Source organism: Rhodococcus sp. YH3-3 (assembly GCF_001653035.1).
In the GTDB taxonomy this organism is placed as follows: domain Bacteria; phylum Actinomycetota; class Actinomycetes; order Mycobacteriales; family Mycobacteriaceae; genus Rhodococcus_F; species Rhodococcus_F qingshengii.
Map to the genome: position 1 here is coordinate 413,206 of NZ_BCWH01000002.1, position 18,553 is coordinate 431,758.

Consider the following 18,553-nt stretch of genomic DNA (forward strand, 5'->3'; position numbering starts at 1 on the left):
TTGTTTGCCTGCGTGTGAGAAAGTCGCAGGTGGGTACCTCTCGCAGTATGAGTACCAGCAGCATTATCTGGATAATTGTTGCCGTGGTCGTGGTGATAGCGATCGTGGCCGCACTCCTGTGGGTGGCGCGAAACAGGCGTGACGAGCGTCGTCACATCGAGGCAGAACAGATCCGCGAAGACGTCGCAGACAAGTCACTGCAAGTAGGCGAGCGCGAGGCGCGGGCAGAAGAGACAGCAGCCAAAGCGCGCATGGTGCAGGCTGAGGCCGACGCCAAAGCGGCGGAAGCGTCTGCGCTGCAACATCATGCAGCGCAGCATCGGAAAGAGGCGACGAGTTCTCGCGACGAACTGAACCAGCAACGAGATCATGCAGACGCGATCGACCCCAAGGTTCCCAACCCCGAAGAACCGCGGTCGACGCCGGATCAGAACCCTCGAAACCCTTGATCTCGAAACACTTGATGCAGGCGTTCGAGGGAAGCGTCTGCCCGTATATGGTTCGACGATCATGATGAATAAAGAATCGTCACCGCACGACCAGAAGAGCGTCGCGTCCACGGCGGCTGACGTCACACAGAACAATGTCTTCGAGCGCTTTGCCCGTGCCGGATTCGTCGTCAGCGGTGTGGTTCATCTGCTGATCGGATATATCGCGATCCGCCTTGCTCTCGGTGGATCCGGGTCTGCGGACCAATCGGGTGCGATGGCCGAGTTGGCAGGAAAGCCAGGGGGTGTCTTCGCTCTGTGGGTCGGCGTCGTGGCCTTCCTTGCCATGGCGTTGTGGAGATTGGCCGAAGCTGCGTTGGGAAGCTCGTCGTCGCCGTCCTCTGACGACAAGAAGAAAGAGTTCTTCAACCGCGCAAAGGCTCTGGGCATTTCGCTCGTCTATTTCGGTTTTGCGTTCACTGCATTCGGATTCGCCCGCGGTAGCGGGAAGTCCAGCAGCGGTCAGAGTGCGGGGATCACGGCGCGTTTGATGGAGAACACGCTTGGAACTATCGCATTGGTGATCGGCGGGATCGCGATCATTGCCGTTGGTGTGTACCACGTGTACAAGGGCGCGAGCCAGAACTTCCTCGATGATCTGAAAGGCACACCCAGCAACTTCGTGCGCCGACTCGGAACCGTCGGGTACGTCGCCAAGGGCTTGGCCATCGCTGCAGTCGGCATTCTGGTTCTTCTTGCGGTCAACAGTTCCGAACCCGGCAAGTCCTCCGGACTCGACGGAGCGTTCAAGACGCTGGGCGCGCAGCCGTACGGAGTGGCGCTGCTGATCCTTGCCGGATTGGGCATCATCACCTACGGGCTCTACTGCTTCGTGATGGCACGCTCGACGAAGATGTAGCGCCCGTAGGTAAGTGGGTCTATCCGAATGACCCGGTCTGGAAGCCGACGTCGCTGCCCGACGAACTTCCCGTCGAGCTACCGAATATCGGTCGTCTCGGAACCAGATCATGCATCAGGTTCACGGCTGCAGGGTCGATCATCGCCGCATTTCCACCGTTCGCCAGAATCGTGATCGACCAGCCGCTGTCGGGAACCAGCAGGGTGATGCAGTTGGATCCCGAGCTGTCTCCGTTTTTCTTGGCGAACCGTTGTGGGAAGTTCGGCGTCGGGGGTTGGAGCTGCCACGCCATTCCCATTCCGAATGCAGGATTCTCCGGAGCTTGCGTGTCGATCTGCTCGAGCATCGAGGTCAGGACTGGTTTGAGCGGGTTGTTTCCGTAGCCGAGAGTTGTTGCAGCCCAGATCGACATGTCCTCGGCGGTGCTGACCAGCCCACCCCCGCCTGCGATCGCACCCGTGTTGTTCCACAGAGGCGCTCGTGTGCCGTCGAGGTGGTACGGAACGGCAAGGTCGGTTGCTTTGGTCTCGATCACGGTACCCATCATCCCGAGCGGGTCGGTGATTTCGCGGGCGACTGCCGCCGCGAATGGTGGCTTCTCTTGTCCCGGAATGATTTTGTCGGCCATCAGTGTGCCGAGCAGTCCGAACCCGAAGTCCGAGTACAGCCAGTGGCTACCGGGGGCGAACTCCAAGGCGCCGGCGTCTTGGAGTCCTTTCCAGAGCATATTTCTGGTGTACTTCGCCTTCTCGTCCGTGCACGATCGTGTGGGATCGGCACACCCCGCCGAAAGATTGGGCGGGTCGTCGCTCAGGCCGGAACGGTGGGTGACCAGTTGGCGAAGCGTGATCTCCTCGCCGCCGATGCCTTTCGGCAGCGGGTTGCCATCCGAATACTTGCTCGCCAGGTCGTCCAATCCGACTTCTCCCCGAGCGATCAGTTTCGCCAGTAGTGCAGCGGTGAAGGTCTTGGTCTCCGAGGCGATCTCGAATTGCGTTCGTGGAGTGACTCTCACGCCGTTTTCGACGTCGGCCTGGCCGTAGTGGTACGTAGTGGTGACACTCGCCTTGCGGTTCTTCTCATCCGGTTTGACGATAGCGAAGGCAAGGCCGGGAACGCCGCTGTTCAGCAGTGTCTCTGCGACGCGTTGCACCGCTTGGGCTTCAGCAGGATCGCCGACCCGCGAACCTGGATTGGGTGCCGTGGGGCCGGCGGCGCCGGCGGTCGAGGAGGTCGCGAGGGTTATGACCGCGGTTGCCGCCAGCCCTGCAACGCTGATGAACTGTCGTCGTGACGTCCGGGCGGACCCTCGATCCTGGTTATCCATTGTTTGCACATTACAACCAAAGTCGACTGGTTTGACTGTTTTGTCGGAATTGCCAAGGTGTGGTCCTTAGGCGATGGTTTCGCTAAATCACGCCGCCGTTGACGTAGATGACCTGGCCATTGACCCAACGAGCTGGGCCGGCGAGAAATGCGACAGCCTCCGCGATGTCCATCGGTGTGCCGAGGCGTTCCAGGGGAGCCAGCTTGGACAGGTTCTCCACTGTAGCTTCGTCTTTCCCGTCAAGGAACAGATCGGTGGCCGTGGGGCCTGGGGCTACGGCGTTGACCGTGATATCGCGTCCCCGTAGCTCTTTCGCGAGAACCAGAGTGATCGCGTCGACAGCACCTTTGGTGGCGGCGTACGCGGCATAAGTCGGAAATGCCAGCTTCTTCACGGAGGTGGAGAAATTGATGATCGCACCACCGCGCCGGACACGTCTGGCTGCCTGCTGGTCGACCACGAAGGTCCCTCGGACGTTGGTCCGATGCATCCGATCGAAATCGTCGAAGTTCAGTTCTGCGACGGTGGAGAGAATCATGATTCCGGCCGCATGGACGACGACGTCGATGCCCCCGAACTCCTCCTCGACCGTATCGAACAGGGCCGCGACTTCACCTTCGTCGGCGACGTCCGCATGCACCGCTATGGCGCGACCGCCCGCAGCGACGATGGCGTCAGCTGTTTCCTGGGCGCGTTGAATGTTTCCTGAATAGTGCACGGCGACAGCCATTCCGTCGGCGGCGAGCTTCTCGGCACTCGCTCGCCCGATGCCGCCGGAAGCGCCAGTGACGATGGCGATGCGGGTGGTGGTGTCAGTCATGATGTAACTCCTGAACTGGTTTCGGTTGCATCGGACAGCTTGCGAAGCCACTCTCGTAGTAGGCCGACTTCGTTGGCGGAGAGAGAAGTTGAATCTGCGGCGGCCAGTTGGGCGTCGAGAGTAGATGCAACTCTGTTGAGTGAGGTTTCCGGGTGGGCGCCGGATTCGTCGATGATGGACGCGAAGATTCCGTCGCGAACTCGCTGTGACAGCGTCGGATCGGGGTACTGTTCCGGCCTGACGACGAGCATCAGAGCGACGCCCGCATTGGCGGACATCACCATCTGCGTAGCCACGTCGACCGATACGGTCAGAACACCTGCCGCAGCGCATCGTTGGAGAACGGATCGAAGTAGCGCCTGAGCCTGCAGGGCGGTGTCGGCGCTCTGGGCGGAAGGTGAGTGCATCAAGCGGTAGTGAGCGGGATGCGCGAGCGCGAAGGCGGTGTGCGCATCCCAGCCGGCCCGTAGATCGGCAACGGGGTCATCGGAAGGTGTCGCAGCGCGTTTACCTTCGAGGTATCCGAAGAAGCCCGCCTCGACGACGGCTGCGAGCAGACCGTCCTTGTCGCCGAACTGACGGTAGAGCGCGGGGGCGCCGACGCCGGCCATCTCGCACACGGCGCGGGTGGATATGTCGCCGTTGGGGGAGGTGTTGAGCAGCTCGGTTGCCGCGGCCAGAATCTTTGCTCTCGAGCTCATAAAAACAACGCTAACACAACTATGTAATCGTTGCTATCGCCGGTTTGGTCGTGCGAACGAACTACAGACACAGGCGCCAGAACTTGATCAGATGAGTGAGCCGGTCCGGCCACGGTTCTGTGTGGAGTGACGGCTAGAGCCGTTCTGTTCTCACACTCTGAACGAAGGAATCCTGGTGATCGACTCGGAAACTACTGTTGCGCAAAATAATTCGCATTTCGGTTATCTGGGGTGGATTCTGCGGGTCATCAGTGTCGTGGCGTGCGTTGCGGTTGCAACGGTCGTTGTCTCGCTGACGCTCGGGCCGCCATTCGCGCGGGCCTGGGCACAGTGGGTTGCTCGTCATCTAGGTGGGGACTTCGAGACGGGAGTCGTTGTCGGATTTGTGACTGGGCTTCTAGGCGCCGCTGTGACTTTGTTTGCAGCGCTGATGAGTTCGTTGGCGTGGCGGCGTCGCGGTGGCCCGGCATTGTCGCTTGGTGTCGGTGCCATTGCCATGCTTGCCGTTATTCCTGGCGCAGTGAATTTGAGTATCGCGGTCGGTGCAGCAGGATCCGGTGTGAGGGCGGCGGGGAGGATCCTCGACGTCGACGGGCCGGCGTTTCGTGGAGCCTGGATAGCCGGATCTGTGGCGGGGCTGTTGCTGTATATGGCCGCGGCGCTGCTGTTAGGGAGGAGCCTTCGTTCGACGTTCGGGCCTGTCAGGCAGGTGGCGGCACCGCTCCCTGGGGTGGTCGGCTACACCGCCGATGGCCGACCCGTTTTTGCACAAGTGGGCTTCACATCGGACGGGATTCCGGTACTCGCAGATCAACTTGAAGCGCGTTATCCAGCGCGACCAGCGGTCGGCACGAATGCCTTGGCCATCGTCGCACTTGTACTTGGAATCTTCGGTGGAGTTCTTGCTATTCCAGTGGGCCATGTGTCGTTGAACCAGATTCGCCGTTCCGGCGAAAGTGGGCGAGGATTGGCAGTGGCCGGACTCGTTCTCGGTTATCTGTCGCTGGTCGTCGTCGTAGGTGTCGTATTCGTGGCTGTGTCCGCGGCCTATCGATAATTTGGGTCGCGCGTCAGAGTTGGGTGGGCTGGAGTGGCTCGATGTCGGAGGTGCGAGGTCCGAACAGGCCCATAGCCCGGGTGCGAATGGACGGTAGTGCTTCGTGGATGCTCCCGCCGAGGCGGTGGAGAGAGTTGAACGAGCGTGATTCCCAAACCGGAAACTCTCCGTCGGTGTCGCGTGATGCTGTGTCCCACAGGAGGGCGTCACCGTTTTCGCTCCATCCGAAAACCTGCAGCGAGTCGGGGAGTGACCAATCGCCGTCGGGTTCGATCATCCAATCGAACTCGTCATCCTGTCCTTCTCTGTAGACCGAATGAAGATGGGCGGTGAGGTTGCGGGCGCGCCCTTGCCAGCCGTCGGCAAATCCGGGAAGGACGGGCGGATAGATGAGCCAGAGTCCGAAGGTCCGCGCCCAACCTGCGTGCCTGATGAATGCGCGATATGAATCGGGGAAGCCCTGCCGGTCGGGAAATCGATAGGAATCCATAAGGGCAAAATCGATATGCTCGAGCGTCGGTCGGCCGTCTACCGTCAGCGCGTTGGTTCCCTGTGCAAACACACCCTCAACGCTAGCAATAGGGGATACCGTGCCGCCCTTTCCGGCTATCGAAGCACGCCGGAATGGGTCACCGAGGCGTTTGCTCGGTGACCTCCGGGTTCAGAGTCGTGTGGTGGAGCGGCGGGGTTTCCGGTCGGGGTCGATGCCCGGTGGTGGGATGAACCAGGGCAGGTGATCGGTGCCCATTCGGATTTCCCATTTGCCGGTGAATCCGGGTTTTCGGTGCATCAGGGTGTGGTGGGTTCGGCAGAGTAGGACCAGGTTGTCCATGACGGTTGGTCCTCCTTTGGCCCAGTGTTTGATGTGGTGGGCGTCGGTCCAGGCGGGGACGCAGTCGCAGCCGGGGAAGGCGCAGCCTTTGTCGCGGGCGATCAGTGCGGTTCGTTGTGCTGCGGTGACAAGCCTTTTGAGTGGGGTGACGTCGAGTGGGGCACCGTTTCCGTCGAGGAGGACGCTGGAGAGCATGCAGTCACAGGCGATCATGCGGGTGCGGCCGACGCTCAGTGGTCCCATCCAGGGCATGTGGCCGACATCGAGATCTTGTTTGTCGAGATCGTGAAAGTCGAGATCGAGCATGCCGGGATCGTCGTCCTCGGAGGGGACAGGTGTTGAGCCATCACTCGTTGTGGCGCATTCACGGTGGTAGGCCAGGTCTTTGGCGTTGATGTGCACGTTCAGGTGTGGGCGTTGGCCGCCGTCGATGCCGGTGGCAGCGTTGTCGAGGTAGCGTCGGATGAGTTCTGCCATGGCGTCTGCGTTGCGTGTGGCGGCGGGTCGTTTGTCGGGTGTGCCGTCTTCGGCGGGGGTGGGCATGGAGAGGTTGGAGAGGGCGGAGAGAAGCATTTCGCCGGTCACTCCGTCGAAATCGCCTCGGACGGCGACTCTTCCGTTGAGGGTGGGGGAGATGCGCAGTTCGTTGCGGTCGGTGTCTTCGCTTGGTGGTGGGTCGTCGGATTCGAACATGTGCTCGAGGACGCTGATGGCGTAGCGCAGTTTGACGGTGGTTGCTTCGGTTCCCGATGCTGCGGCGAGGAGTGTGTCGCGGCAGTACGGTAGTGCGGCGTCGGGCATTGCCTTGGGTGGGGATTCGCAGAACGCCACGATCAGTGCTGCGTGCTCGAAAGTGAGGTCACCGGCATCGAATTGGTCTTCGATCTCGGGAAATGAGCGTAGCGCTTTGCCCAGGGCTGCGATTCTTCTGCCGGCGGAGATCTGCAGCATGGTGTGGTTCGCGAGCCATTGTCCGGTGCCGCGGTAGCAGAGTACTTGTTCGTCCGGGTTCAACGTCAGGGTGTCGACAGCGGCCACTCGAATGGCTTCCAGGCGAAGGATTTCCGCTGACGCGGTGATGGCGATCTCGCGGACGTCGCTGGGGTGAAGCCGCCACAATCGTCCGCGCACACCCACGGCGGAGTTGTTGACCACGTCGGTGACGGCATCGTCGGTGATGTTGATCGTCATGAGAACCCCCCCGTTTCACCTCCCATCATACTCGAACATACTTTCGAGTCAAGGGCTTTTTCGAGAAGGTGAGGTGGGCCCGGCCGTCGTGATTCTGTTGTTCGAGAACAGGTTCCGTCATTACTCGACTCGTTGGAGGAAGGGGTGAGGCCAGGCGCCGAGTGCGAGAACGGCGAGGATCGTCTGGACTAGTCCGGTGGTGAAGAAGATGCCCTGCAGCGGCGACCAGGCGAGAACGATGGCGATCTCGACGAAGATCCAGATCATCATGGTCAGGCCGGCGGCCGCGTGCAGGCCCCACGTCAGACGGAACCTGTTGTGCTGAGCGAAGAGCGCGGCGGCCTGGATGCCTCCGACGACAACGCCGAGGAGGATTCCGGGCCAGAAATACGAAGGGAAGACGGTTCCCTCGATCCACTCAGGAGGCAGGCCCATCCCGCCGCCGATCGTCAGGCCCGCCATTCCTACGAGCGCAGAGAGCAGGTTTAGCCACGCGATGGCGGACAGACCGATCCGGAGACCCCGTGGAGGGAGCGATGTGGACGTCATGCCTGACAACGATAGAGAGGGTCAGTCGAGCCCGTCCATGTTCCTGCGCGTTGCCGCGCTGGCAGCGTCGGCATCACCCGCGACGATGGCTTCTACTAGATCTCGGTGGGCAGCGGCTTCGTCGTCGATCGATTCGGGGTCTCGCGCCGCGACGTCGGTGATCACGTCCAGGGCCGAGTTGCGGAGCGTTTCGATGAATGAATCGAACACCATCGACAACACGCTGTTGTGCGCAGCATTCACCACGGCGCGATGTAGTTCCATGTCAGCGTCGACAAATTCTGTTGGTGTCGAGGCATTTTCACGGGCTTCGAGTGCTGCGTGTAACAGATCGACGTCGGCCGAAGTTCGGCGCATGGCAGCCAGGCGGCCCGCTTCCACTTCCAGGAGTCTGCGTACTTCGTAGACTTCGCGGCGGTCCGAGCGTTTGAGTTCTCGCTCGAGTTCTGTGACCGGTGTCGAGGACATGACGTAGGTGCCGGACCCTTGATGCGAGTAGAGCTGGCCTGACGCAATCAGTGCGCGAACGGCCTCTCTGCCGGTCGAACGCCCGACTCCGAGGAGTGTGCTCAGATCCTGTTCGTTCGGGATTTTGGTCCCGACCGGCCACTCGCCGTCGCCGATGAGGCGCGCAAGTTCGTCCGCGGCTTTCTGTACCAGCGACTGCTGCTTGATCTGGCGCACTGCCATGTGACTGCTCCTGACTGACTCGGTGAACCGCAATGGAGCGGCTCACCGAGTAATACTTCATGTCCTCCGATGAATCTTCAGACTACGGGGCCGTCTTTCGGTTTATCGAAGGGCGATGACGTCCAGTTCGCGCTCCGTCTCGTCTTCCGGGTCGAGTCGTCGATCGCGCAAGGTGAATGCGATGACGGCGCCGACGAACAGCACTGCAGTTGTCGCCCCGATCGCCATGCGCGGTCCGAAGTGATCTGCCAGGTAGCCGAACAGCGGAGATGCGATGCCCCCCACGGACATCGCGAGTCCGAGCGTCACCCCACTTGCTGTGCCGGGGCGATTCGGTAGGTAGTCCTGCGCCAATGTCACCTGTGGCGCGAAGGGCAGGAACATAGCAAATCCGAGACAGACGATTCCCAATTCGGCAACTGCGACGTGCGGGGCGGCAGCGAGCAGTGCCAGTGAAGGTACCGCAAGCAGGTAGCCGAGTCGGATGGATGCGCGTCGACCACGACGGTCCGCGAGGACTCCTCCCAGTAGCGTTCCGGCCGCTCCTGCCAATGTGAAGGAGGACAACACGATTGCAGCGCTCGAGGACGATCCGTTCAGTGCGTTGAGCACGAACGGTGAGACCAACGACAGAGTGGTCACGTACGGAATTGACCAACAGACCGTTACCAGCACGAGTCGTGTGAACGAGCGCCAATCGTCTGACACGGGACCGTTCGCTGCCAGTTGCGCACTCAACGACTGGGCTGACTCGGCCGCACCCGTGTTGGCCGATCGCGACTGGGCGACCATCCACCAAATAGCCGCCACCACTGCAGGAACTGCGAGTAGATAGCCGCCGGACAAACCGAGTGAGCCAACCACGAGCGTGACAAACGGTGGCGCCAGCGAGGCGCCCAACGTACCGCCCACGGAGAACACGCTCATGGCTTTCTGTGAATGACCTCCAGCCGCGCGTGCCAAATTTGTGGCGGGAGGATGGTATGCGGCGATGCCGATGCCGGCCACGGCAATTGCCAGCCAAGTGACGATGTAGGTGGTGCTCATCGCTGCCACGACAATGCCTGCTGCGGCCGTCACAAAACCTGTGGGTACCAGCCAGTTTCGGCTCTTTCGATCGACCAGCATGCCGAATGCAGGTTGCACGACACTGGATAGTCCGGTCGCGGCGAGCGTGATTCCGGCGACCGCGGAATAGGAATATCCGCGTTCGAGCATCATGAACGGCAACAGCGCAGGCACAGCCCCCTGGTACAGATCGTTCACGACGTGTGTGCCGGTGAGAAATGCAACTTGCCCCTTCTTCATCTCCTTGGGCATCCCTTCGTTCAGCTTTCAAGTCCTCAGGTCCTCTGAGGACTTGAAAGCTATCACGAACCCGCGGGCGCACGGTTGCGTTGGAGACCTGGATCTCATTCGAGACGACTGACTAACTCTCAGCAGTCGCGGCGTTGCGGGCGGCGAGTTGCGCGAAAGCGTGGGTAAGTTCTGCCGGGCCGACGACATCGATGTCGGTGTCGAATCGGTTGAAGGAGGCTGCCAGCGCCGTCCAAGACCATGATCCGGCTTCGAGACTGCACTGCTCGGGGCCAAGATCTTCGACGATGCCTTCCCCGACAAAGGGAAGAACATAACTGGCTGGTCGATGGAGAACGACCTTGCCATGGCACGGCCAATTGTTGATATGTTCCGATCCTTTGAAGCGCGCGGACACGTATTCGCTGACGTCGCCGCCGGGGATTTCCTTCGGCGTGAACCGGGGACCGTTCGGGGTGCGTGGGGTGATGCGATCGGCGCGGAAGATTCGCCAGTCGTCTCGCGCGAGATCCCACGCGACGAGATACCAGCGACGCTTGGAGGTCACCAGATGATGCGGCTCCACTCGGCGCGGGGGTGTTATTTCGCTGTTGTTTGAGTGGTCGTTCGAGTAATCGAAGCGGAACACCTCGCGACCGCGGACTGCAGCGGAAATCGCTACGAGCACCTCTGGGGACACGGAGTCTGCGTCGCCGGAACCGGCCGAAATCGTGGTGAACGTGAGCGCGTCGAGGCGATGGCGCAGACGCGACGGCATCACTTGCCGCACAGTGGTCAACGCTCGAACCGCATCCTCTTCGATACCGACGCCGGTCAGCGTCGCCGCCTGCAGCGCAACTGCCAGTGCGATGACCTGATCGTCGTCGAACAGCAGGGGTGGCAGCTCGCTGCCGGCGTCGAGTCGGTATCCGCCGTCCGGGCCCATGGTCGCCGCAATGCGGTAACCCATCTCCCTGAGCCGGTCGATATCGCGGCGGACCGTGCGATGGCTGATGTCGAGCCGCTCGGCGAGTAGAGCGCCCGGCCAGTCGCGTCTCGTCTGCAAGAGGGACAGCAGATTCAAGAGTCGAGTGGTGGTCGCCATGCGGTGAGACTACGACGAGTCTAGGACGAAAACAGTCCTATACGGCTGTGAGAGTCGACGTCGTCAGGGAAAACCCGAGCGACGTTCGCACCAGGAGCAGACATGAGCATCAAGACAACGACCCACCTCAACTTCCGCGGAGACGCCCGCGCGGCTCTGGAGTTCTACCAGTCCGTCTTCGGTGGCCAGGTCACGATCGCAACCTACGGCGACTTCGGGATGCCCAAGGAGGTGCCCGGCGCTGAGAACGTCGTGTTCGGCCAGGTGGAGACAGAGGACGGCTTCTGTGTGATGGCATACGACATCCCTGGACAGTCGGGCGGCTCGGCCGGCAACGCAGGCTCGACACACCGCGAGAACGGCACCACGATCACCGACCAACCGTTCTTCGTCTCGGTTCGCGGTGAAACCCTCGAAGAGGTGCAGAACTACTGGGCCAAACTCTCTGCTGGTGCATCGATCATCGAGGGTCTTGCCGCCGCGGCGTGGAGCCCCGGTTTCGGCATGCTCACCGATGCGTTCGGGGTGACGTGGATCCTCGACGTCGCTGCCGGCGAAAACCCGGCCTGATCATTCAGACGACAAAGCCGCTGGCACCGAAAGGTGTCCAGCGGCTCCAGCGCGTCGGTGCCCGTCTTGCGCCTCTCGGCAAGTGGCCACTCGAAGTGGCAATTCTGGGGTGGTACCCGGGGCAAAGAACCGAACACCGACACCATCTCCAACGAACCTCCACACGGAGTTATTCCATGCTGACTTGTGCCGCGGTCAATCGTGATCCTGCTCATCGCTCAGCTCCAGCAGAGCTGGCGACAACGGCTTCGATTCTCTGAGGCGCGCGTCGTAGCACCTCGAGGATTGCCTGGGTATGAGATTCCCTGGTCAGTAGGCGAAGCACGAGAACGGCTCAGGCCCTCATCTCGGTGTGAGATGGGGGCCTGAGGTGAGGATCTGAATCAGCCGGTGACACCGGTCAATTCGTTCGGGGCGTGATCGAGAGTGGTCTCGGTCAGGATGCTGCCGTCCTCGAGGTCGACTGCGATCAGCTTCTTCGACGCGGGGTCGGTGACGTAAGCGGTGTGGTCTTCTACGAAGAGCGCGGGCCTGGGCTCTTGCCACTTGGTGGGCTCGGTCCATGCGTCTATGACGGCGATCTTCTTGGTGACGACGCCGGTGTTCGGGTCGATGACGTGGATGGCGCCGTCGGTGCCGAGCACCAGTGCCTCTCCGTGTGGTCCGCGGCCGAGTGAGCGGAAGGTGTAGCTGGTGCCGAGGTCGACGAGCTTGAGTTCGGACGTCGTCGTGTTGGTCAGCGAGACCCGTTGCGGACGTTCGAGTTCGGCGTCCTTGTCGGTCTTGTAATCACCCAGCACGATGTCCGACTCCTCCGAGCCTGCCTGATTTCCGATGCGGCCGTATGCATCCGGACTCTGGACCTTGGTGATCGCTCCGTTCTTGTACACGAGCAACCCGTCCTGGCAGCCCAGCACGATGGCTTCGCCGGCAGCGACTGCTTCGCCGTGGACACCGGGGCACTGTTCGTTGCGCAGGATTTCCTTGCGGTCGGCATCGAGGATGGCAATGCCGTTGCGGGACTCCGAATTTCCGATGGTCGTCAACAGGCTGCCGTCGGCAAGTGCGACCGCAACGCCGTGATGGGGTTCTGGCGTGGTGTACGTCTCGACGCGGGGTTGGCGTTTTGCCAACTGCGCCGGATCGAAGATCTCGACGAGTCCCGAGCCGTCGTTGAAGAGAACGGTTTTTCCGGCATGGCGTACAACGTGTCCGGGTTCGTTGGCTGCAAACTCGACCTCGGACATCGCGGGATCGGCTGTGTAGTAATGAGAATGATCACCGTGAGCCGAAGACCACGTGCCGGTGTCGAGCACCTTGAACGCCTCACCCGACGAGATCATGACGTGGCGACCGTCGCCGGCCGGGTTGAGTCGGGTGAAGCCGTCGATCTCGGTCTCGCCGACCACGTCGAGGGAAGTTGCATCCAGCACCAGGACGCCGCCGTCGTACGACACGGCGAGACGTGGTGTTGCCGAGGCCTGTTCGGTTGGTGCGGCCGACGTCGTGGTCGTGGTTTCGGACTGGGCGGAGTCCTTGTTGTCGGACGAGCAACCCGTAACGAGGGCGAGTGAGAGGCCCACTGATGTGGCAAGGGTGAGGCGCCGCGACATGCGGGTATTGAGGTGCATGGGTATAGATCTACTGCTTAATGTAAATGATTGTCAAAGTCGAGTATGCGAATATTCGCATGTCAGGTGTAGTCGGCTCGTTCGAGCATGCGCGAGGCGATGACCCCGAAGACGAGTCCCCAGAAAGCGGCTCCGATATTGAGTAGTTCGATGTCGGAGATCGTCACGAGGAACGCGATCAAAGCGCCGAAGGTGAATTTCCCGCCGAATGCGGTCACGAAGGCTCCCTGTAAGGCCTTGAGCATGGCCAGACCACCCAGAGTGACGATGAATGCCGTCGGAGTTCCCAACATCATCGCGACGAAAGTCGGGGCGAACAGTCCGAAGACGACGGCGAGTAAGCCGCAGAAGATTCCGGCGGTGTATTGGCGTGTCCGCTCTCCCGACGCCGTGAGCAATGCGTTCGTCGGCCCGGTAAGGCACGTCGAGACACAACCCACCGCCGCGTTCACGAGAGAGAACACACCGCAGGCAACCGTTGCTGCCCCGATCGGCGGTTGATGACCCGCTGCGCGGAGGACTGCGATTCCTTGGCCGTTCTGCACGACGACGACTGTGATCGCCAGCGGTACAACCAGTTCGATCATCGCCTGCCAAGACCAGGTTGGCGTGGTCAGCATCGGATGCGCCAGCCACTCGTGCGCGTCGCCGGCGGAGTTGAATCTTCCGGCCGCGAGTATCACGACCACGCCGACGATCAACGCGCCGAGAACGGGCGGAACGAATCTTCCCAGCTTGGCGAACACGCTCAGAGCGACAAAGGTGGCGATCATCGGCAGGGCGATCACCGCGTCGTGGGCGGGCGCTTCGACCAAATCCGTTCCGAAATGAAGGAAAACGCCTGCCACCATTGCCATTACGATGGGCAAGGGTAATGCGGCCATGATCGGTGTGACCCACCCTGTCAATCCCAACAGCAAGATCAGGGCGCCGGTCGCGAAGAACGCTCCGAGCACTTGCTCCCACGGCAGATGCTCCAACGACGCTCCGACGACAACGGTTCCGGGAATCGTCCAGAAGAAGGCCAGCGGCTGCCGGTACAGCCAGGAAGCCGTGATGGTGAGAATGCCGTTGACGAAGAAGGCACCGAAAAGCCAAGAGGCCAATTGGGCTTGACTCAGTCCACCCGCCAACCCCGCAGCGAGAATGACCGCCACCGGCCCGGTGGCCGAGAAGACGATGCCGATGATTCCGTTGGCAATGGACGTTCCGCCGAAGTCGCGCAAGACCCGCTTCGGGCCGTAGAGCGGTTGGGGGAGTGGCTCGGTGACGACGCGAACGGGCGCGGTCGTCGTAGTGTCCGGCATGTTCTCAGTTCTCCTGATGCGGATCCGAAAGCCCTCGGTCGCGGAACAAAGCCGCGAGTTCGCTCCGTGATCGCAGTCCGAGTTTCGCGTACGCGCGCGTGAGATGATATTGAATGGTCTTGACGGAGAGGAACAATTCGCCGGCAGCTTCCTTGTTGGACTTGCCCGCTGCGACAAGGTCGGCGACGGCTCGTTCTTGCGGGGTCAGGTCGGTGATTCCCTTCTCCGTCCGCGAGAGGTTCAACCCGCCCGCGCGGAGTTCGCGCTCGCAGCGCTCGACGTAAGTAGCGGCGCCCAACGAGTGATACAGCTCGCGGGCGGCGCGGAGGACGACGTCGGCCTCCGCGCGTTTCCCGGCCCGGCGGAGAGTTTGGCCGTAGGCAAAATTGATTCGGGCTCGGTCGTAGGGGAGCGGCAGCGTCTCGATGCCGAGTAGTGCAGCATCGAAACTTTCTCTTGCCAAGTCGAGTTCGCCCCGTGCGCCGTGGATCCGGCCGCGAACGTAGCCGAGACGTGCCGCAGCTGAGCGGTGCTCCCGACGTCGTGCGGTCTGCTCGTGTGGTTGCAGAAAGGCGTCGGCATCATCAGCTCGCCCGACCATGACCAATGCATTGGCGTAGAGATCGACCCACGGCCAGAAGCCCGGCTCGTCGAGCCATTGTTGCGCCTTGCTCGAGGTGAGCGGAGCCAGCGCCACCAGAACTTCGGCGTAGTCGGCGGCGGCCTCGGCAACCTGGGCCCTGGCGAGAAGTGCAGGAACATACATGATTTCGTAGGCGTGAATGCCGGCGTACGCACGTCGCACATGGTCACGGGCCAGTTCCCAGTTGCCGCGCAGAGCGTGAATCTGTGCTCCCGACCAGTGGACCAACGGCCGGATGATCTCGATCTCGAACCGATCCACCTCGGCACCGGCGCCCTCGACGGTCGAGAGCGCTTCGTCCCAGGCGCCGAGAGCGAATTGAGTGCGGGCGAGCCAGGCCTGTGCCCACAGTGAGATTCTTGCCGAACCACTGGAAAACTCTGTGGACACCGCGCTTTCGAGGTCGCGTCTAGCGGACTCCGGGTGGTCCAACGCAAGCTCGAGCCATCCGCGTCCCATCTGGAAGCGCTGTGCTTGGGCTCCGGGGCGGACACGATCGGAGAGTTCGGCGTATGCCGCGAGCGCATTCTCGGTTCTTCCGGTAGCGCCGAGCCCGAGACCCTTGATCGCTTCGGACTCCACTGCTGCGGGATCAGAAGGGCCCACCAATTCGACTGCGCGGTCAACCCACTCGACGAGCGCCGTGCCATCGAGCCGAGCCAGAGAATGCAGGACCATTCGTTGGGCGATCATCGCAGCGATGCCTGGCTCACGATCCACGCTGCAGCTGTCCCACGCTCTGGTCAGAAGATCGGCGGCCTCGGTCGGTCGCCCTCTATGGATGGCGAGGTAGCCGAGGACGGCGTCGCGGAGAGGCCCGCGCGAAATACTCTCGATCTCCGGCACGAAGACCATGGCGCGGGGGATGTCACCCGATCCGGTCAGCGCGTCGACTCCGCGGAGCAGTCGGTCCTCGTGTTCGGTTCGGGCCGTCGTGAGACGGCTTGCCGTGACCATGGCGTCGGCGACTTCCGACCACGCGCCGTCGGATGCTCGTAGTGATGCGTACGCAACGAGTTCGGCGGCGAGGTCCTCGTCATGGGTGGTGCTGGCAGCGGCAAGGTGGAAAAGCCGTTCACCTTCTCCCCAAGCGATCTCGGCTGCGCGTGTGTGCAGCAGATGCAAGTGCGCGGGTCCCAACGCCCCGCGCACTGCGGCCGTGACCATCGTGCTGCTCAGTGACACCTCGGTGCTGCCGCGCTGCTCGTGGACAGAAAGGAGGCCGCTGGCAAAGGCGCTGTCCAAGGCGCCGACCACGTCGTCGATTTCGGCTAGCTGAGCAAGATGCGACAACGTCGTGCTGCGCCCGACAACTGCTGCGGCTTCGATCAACGTTCGTGCTCCCGCCGAACACGTAGCGAGGGCGGCGGCGATCGACACTGCACGATGGCGAGGGACGGGCAAAGTTCGGTGCCACTGGGTCCAATAGGTAGGTGGCAGCTCGTCGAGAAGCGAGACGATGTCGAGTGTGTTGCCCGCGGTGAAGTCCTGAAGGGCAAGCGCGACGCCGGAGCTGAGGTCGATTCCGCTTCGCATGCGCGCGATGTCGATGATGACGGGTGCGTCGATCGGGCTGATGTGCAAACGCGTCGACCAGTGCAGGTCGAGAATCTGCCTGACATCCTCGCGCAGGAACGGCGTTTCCTCGGCGACGAGGACGAACAGCAGTGGTGCCGTTCGGCCTCGATGGAGGGCGGAGGTGATTGCCTGAAGCGAGCTGACATCGCTGTGATGGGCATCGTCGACGACGATCAGGGTCAGTTGCTCCGCTGCGTCGACGATCTCGTGTGCAACGGCGACCGGGTCCGAGTTGGAAACCGGACGTTCGAGTAGTTGTTCGATTACTCCGAAGGCAGTGTTCGATTCCCACTCCAGCCCACGAGCGCGGCGGAGCGTATGAGCGGAAGAGATTTCGGCGAACCGGTCGACGAGAGTGGACTTACCGCTACCGGCATCGCCCTCGACCAGCACGAGAGTCGGCACTCCTGTCTCTGCCGCGGCCAAGGCTCGGCCGAGAACGGCGAGCTCGCGTTCTCGGCCGAGCAACAGGTCACGAAGTGTCACCCGACTACCGTAACGCCGGGCTCACCACGGGTTTCCTTTTCGGCACGGTCTCCATCGGATCGAAGTGCAGTGGCACCCAGGTCGGGTGCTTGCTTCGGCACGAAGAAGGTGACGATGGCGCCAATCACCGCGATGCCGGCGAAGACGTAGAACGCCGATTCGGAACTGATTCCGGCGCTGATCAAACTTCCGCCGATCAGTGGCCCGAATATCCCGCCCAGACGTCCGAATCCGGCGCACCACGCGACACCTGCGGCCCGAGCGGCCGTCGAATAGTAGTTGGACACGAATCCGTAGATCAGAACCTGAGTACCGATGGTTCCGACACCCGCGATGGCAACGGAGGCGAGGAGTACGGGAAGCGGGAACCCGAATGTGAACAGGAGCAGGGCGAGTGCGGCCAGGCCGAAGGTGGTTGCGACAACCCGCTGTGGACCGGTTACGTCTGCGATCTTGGAGGCGAGAAGTCCACCGATGATGGCACCGCCGTTGAGTACCAACAGGAACGAGAGCGAACCCTTCGCGTTGTATCCCGCGTTTTCCATGATCTTGGGCAGCCAGGTGTTCAGTCCGTAGGTCAGGAGGAGGCCGGCGAAGCTCATGAGGCCGAGAAGCGCGGTGCCCCAGACATATTGTCTGCTCGCCAACGCTCGGAAGCCGACCTTCTCGGCTACGGCGTCGTTGGGTCGATCTGTACCGACAGGCAATGGAATTCCGGTTTTCGAGGAAATGGCGCGAGCTTCCTCGACACGTCCGCGAGCAATCAGCCACGCGGGAGACTCGGGCAGTTTGAACCAGGCGAGTGGGAACAGGAACACCAATGGCAGGGCGCCGATGAGGAACAGTCCGCGCCATCCGATGGAATCACGGAGAACGATCGCCAGGACGGAAGCCATGACGCCACCGGCCGGGACACCGCTGTAGACGATGGCGTTGAACAGATTGCGGCGTCCCGGCGGCGCGAACTCGGCAATCATGGCTCCGGCGGTGGCGACAAGCCCACCGACACCGATGCCGGTGAAGAACCGCAGCAGACCGAAAGTGGTGATGCTGGTGGCGAACGCTGCCAGTGCCATTCCGACCGAGAACCAGATGATGTTGACCAGCATCATCTTTCGGCGACCGAAGTGATCGCCGATCGCTCCACACGTCAGTGCGCCGACCATCACTCCGACGAGTGCATACGAACCCAACGCGCCGGCCTGAGATGCGGTCAAGGTGCCGATATGGCTGGGGTCGTCCATGAGTACGGGCAGGATCGTGCCGTACACGACCAGGTCGTATCCGTCGAACAGAATGGCAATGGCGGCGATGGTGACCACCCACAACACTGACGAGCGATGGCGGGCACTGGCCCAGGAACCACGTTCGATCGAGGACATGGCGAATCTCCGTTCGAGAGATCAGGAATCGGGGGAGGCTG

At 61.9% G+C, this 18,553-nt stretch carries 17 protein-coding genes; 4 read left to right on the top strand and 13 right to left on the bottom strand.

Annotated elements, in window-relative coordinates; translation table 11 throughout:
* Nucleotides 1–47 precede the first annotated feature (47 nt).
* Together YH3_RS14580 and YH3_RS14585 are read left to right on the top strand one after the other, a co-directional pair.
* Nucleotides 48–449 carry a hypothetical protein gene (locus YH3_RS14580; RefSeq protein ID WP_063315577.1) on the top strand — a complete coding sequence of 134 codons (402 nt, stop codon included), beginning with the start codon at nucleotides 48–50 and terminating at the stop codon, nucleotides 447–449.
* A gap of 61 nt (nucleotides 450–510) precedes the next feature.
* The gene (locus tag YH3_RS14585) at nucleotides 511–1,347 is read left to right on the top strand and encodes a DUF1206 domain-containing protein (protein ID WP_064443633.1); all 837 of its coding nucleotides are present in this window, start codon (nucleotides 511–513) and stop codon (nucleotides 1,345–1,347) included.
* 19 nt (nucleotides 1,348–1,366) lie between these two features.
* On the opposite strand, the gene YH3_RS14590 is transcribed toward YH3_RS14585, so the two are convergent.
* From YH3_RS14590 to YH3_RS14600, 3 genes are all read right to left on the bottom strand, one after another.
* Nucleotides 1,367–2,674, bottom strand: a complete 1,308-nt coding sequence (locus YH3_RS14590; RefSeq protein WP_050655984.1) for a serine hydrolase — start codon at nucleotides 2,672–2,674, stop codon at nucleotides 1,367–1,369.
* Between the two features lie 82 nt (nucleotides 2,675–2,756).
* A complete protein-coding gene (locus YH3_RS14595; RefSeq protein WP_064443634.1) occupies nucleotides 2,757–3,494 on the bottom strand; it encodes an SDR family oxidoreductase in 738 nt (245 codons plus the stop codon).
* Nucleotides 3,491–4,195: a TetR/AcrR family transcriptional regulator gene (locus YH3_RS14600; RefSeq protein ID WP_064443635.1), complete on the bottom strand. Its 705-nt coding sequence runs from the start codon at nucleotides 4,193–4,195 to the stop codon at nucleotides 3,491–3,493. Before YH3_RS14600 ends, YH3_RS14595 begins: the two co-directional genes overlap by 4 nt.
* A gap of 175 nt (nucleotides 4,196–4,370) precedes the next feature.
* On the opposite strand from YH3_RS14600, the gene YH3_RS14605 reads away from it, so the two are divergent.
* Nucleotides 4,371–5,252 (top strand): DUF4190 domain-containing protein, encoded by an 882-nt coding sequence (locus YH3_RS14605; protein WP_047269436.1) that lies wholly within the window; start codon nucleotides 4,371–4,373, stop codon nucleotides 5,250–5,252.
* A gap of 13 nt (nucleotides 5,253–5,265) precedes the next feature.
* Here the strand turns inward: YH3_RS14605 and YH3_RS14610 are convergent, their stop codons facing one another.
* The 6 genes from YH3_RS14610 to YH3_RS14635 all read right to left on the bottom strand — a co-directional run bounded on the left by YH3_RS14610 (nucleotide 5,266) and on the right by YH3_RS14635 (nucleotide 10,915).
* On the bottom strand, nucleotides 5,266–5,814 hold the full coding sequence (locus YH3_RS14610) for an SMI1/KNR4 family protein (protein WP_238592618.1): 549 nt from the start codon (nucleotides 5,812–5,814) through the stop codon (nucleotides 5,266–5,268).
* Between the two features lie 99 nt (nucleotides 5,815–5,913).
* Nucleotides 5,914–7,275 (bottom strand): HNH endonuclease signature motif containing protein, encoded by a 1,362-nt coding sequence (locus YH3_RS14615; RefSeq protein WP_064443636.1) that lies wholly within the window; start codon nucleotides 7,273–7,275, stop codon nucleotides 5,914–5,916.
* A 120-nt stretch (nucleotides 7,276–7,395) separates the two neighbouring features.
* Nucleotides 7,396–7,824, bottom strand: a complete 429-nt coding sequence (locus tag YH3_RS14620) for a hypothetical protein (RefSeq protein ID WP_228401410.1) — start codon at nucleotides 7,822–7,824, stop codon at nucleotides 7,396–7,398.
* Nucleotides 7,825–7,845: 21 nt separating this feature from the next.
* On the bottom strand, nucleotides 7,846–8,514 hold the full coding sequence (locus YH3_RS14625; RefSeq protein WP_064443637.1) for a FadR/GntR family transcriptional regulator: 669 nt from the start codon (nucleotides 8,512–8,514) through the stop codon (nucleotides 7,846–7,848).
* A 102-nt stretch (nucleotides 8,515–8,616) separates the two neighbouring features.
* Nucleotides 8,617–9,822: an MFS transporter gene (locus YH3_RS14630; protein WP_042447245.1), complete on the bottom strand. Its 1,206-nt coding sequence runs from the start codon at nucleotides 9,820–9,822 to the stop codon at nucleotides 8,617–8,619.
* A 121-nt stretch (nucleotides 9,823–9,943) separates the two neighbouring features.
* The gene (locus tag YH3_RS14635) at nucleotides 9,944–10,915 is read right to left on the bottom strand and encodes a YafY family protein (RefSeq protein WP_007729795.1); all 972 of its coding nucleotides are present in this window, start codon (nucleotides 10,913–10,915) and stop codon (nucleotides 9,944–9,946) included.
* A gap of 102 nt (nucleotides 10,916–11,017) precedes the next feature.
* Here YH3_RS14635 and YH3_RS14640 point away from each other — a divergent pair, with 102 nt between their 5' ends.
* Nucleotides 11,018–11,485: a VOC family protein gene (locus YH3_RS14640; RefSeq protein WP_007729793.1), complete on the top strand. Its 468-nt coding sequence runs from the start codon at nucleotides 11,018–11,020 to the stop codon at nucleotides 11,483–11,485.
* 383 nt (nucleotides 11,486–11,868) lie between these two features.
* Here the strand turns inward: YH3_RS14640 and aztD are convergent, their stop codons facing one another.
* From aztD to YH3_RS14660, 4 genes are all read right to left on the bottom strand, one after another.
* Entirely contained in the window at nucleotides 11,869–13,116 is a 1,248-nt protein-coding gene (gene aztD / locus YH3_RS14645; RefSeq protein WP_064443638.1) for a zinc metallochaperone AztD, read from the bottom strand.
* 62 nt (nucleotides 13,117–13,178) lie between these two features.
* Nucleotides 13,179–14,423: a benzoate/H(+) symporter BenE family transporter gene (locus YH3_RS14650; RefSeq protein WP_054188474.1), complete on the bottom strand. Its 1,245-nt coding sequence runs from the start codon at nucleotides 14,421–14,423 to the stop codon at nucleotides 13,179–13,181.
* Nucleotides 14,424–14,427: 4 nt separating this feature from the next.
* A complete protein-coding gene (locus YH3_RS14655) occupies nucleotides 14,428–17,130 on the bottom strand; it encodes a helix-turn-helix transcriptional regulator (protein ID WP_050656065.1) in 2,703 nt (900 codons plus the stop codon).
* A complete protein-coding gene (locus YH3_RS14660) occupies nucleotides 17,127–18,512 on the bottom strand; it encodes an aromatic acid/H+ symport family MFS transporter (protein ID WP_050656064.1) in 1,386 nt (461 codons plus the stop codon). The genes YH3_RS14655 and YH3_RS14660 overlap by 4 nt, the downstream gene beginning before the upstream one ends.
* Nucleotides 18,513–18,553: the final 41 nt, after the last annotated feature.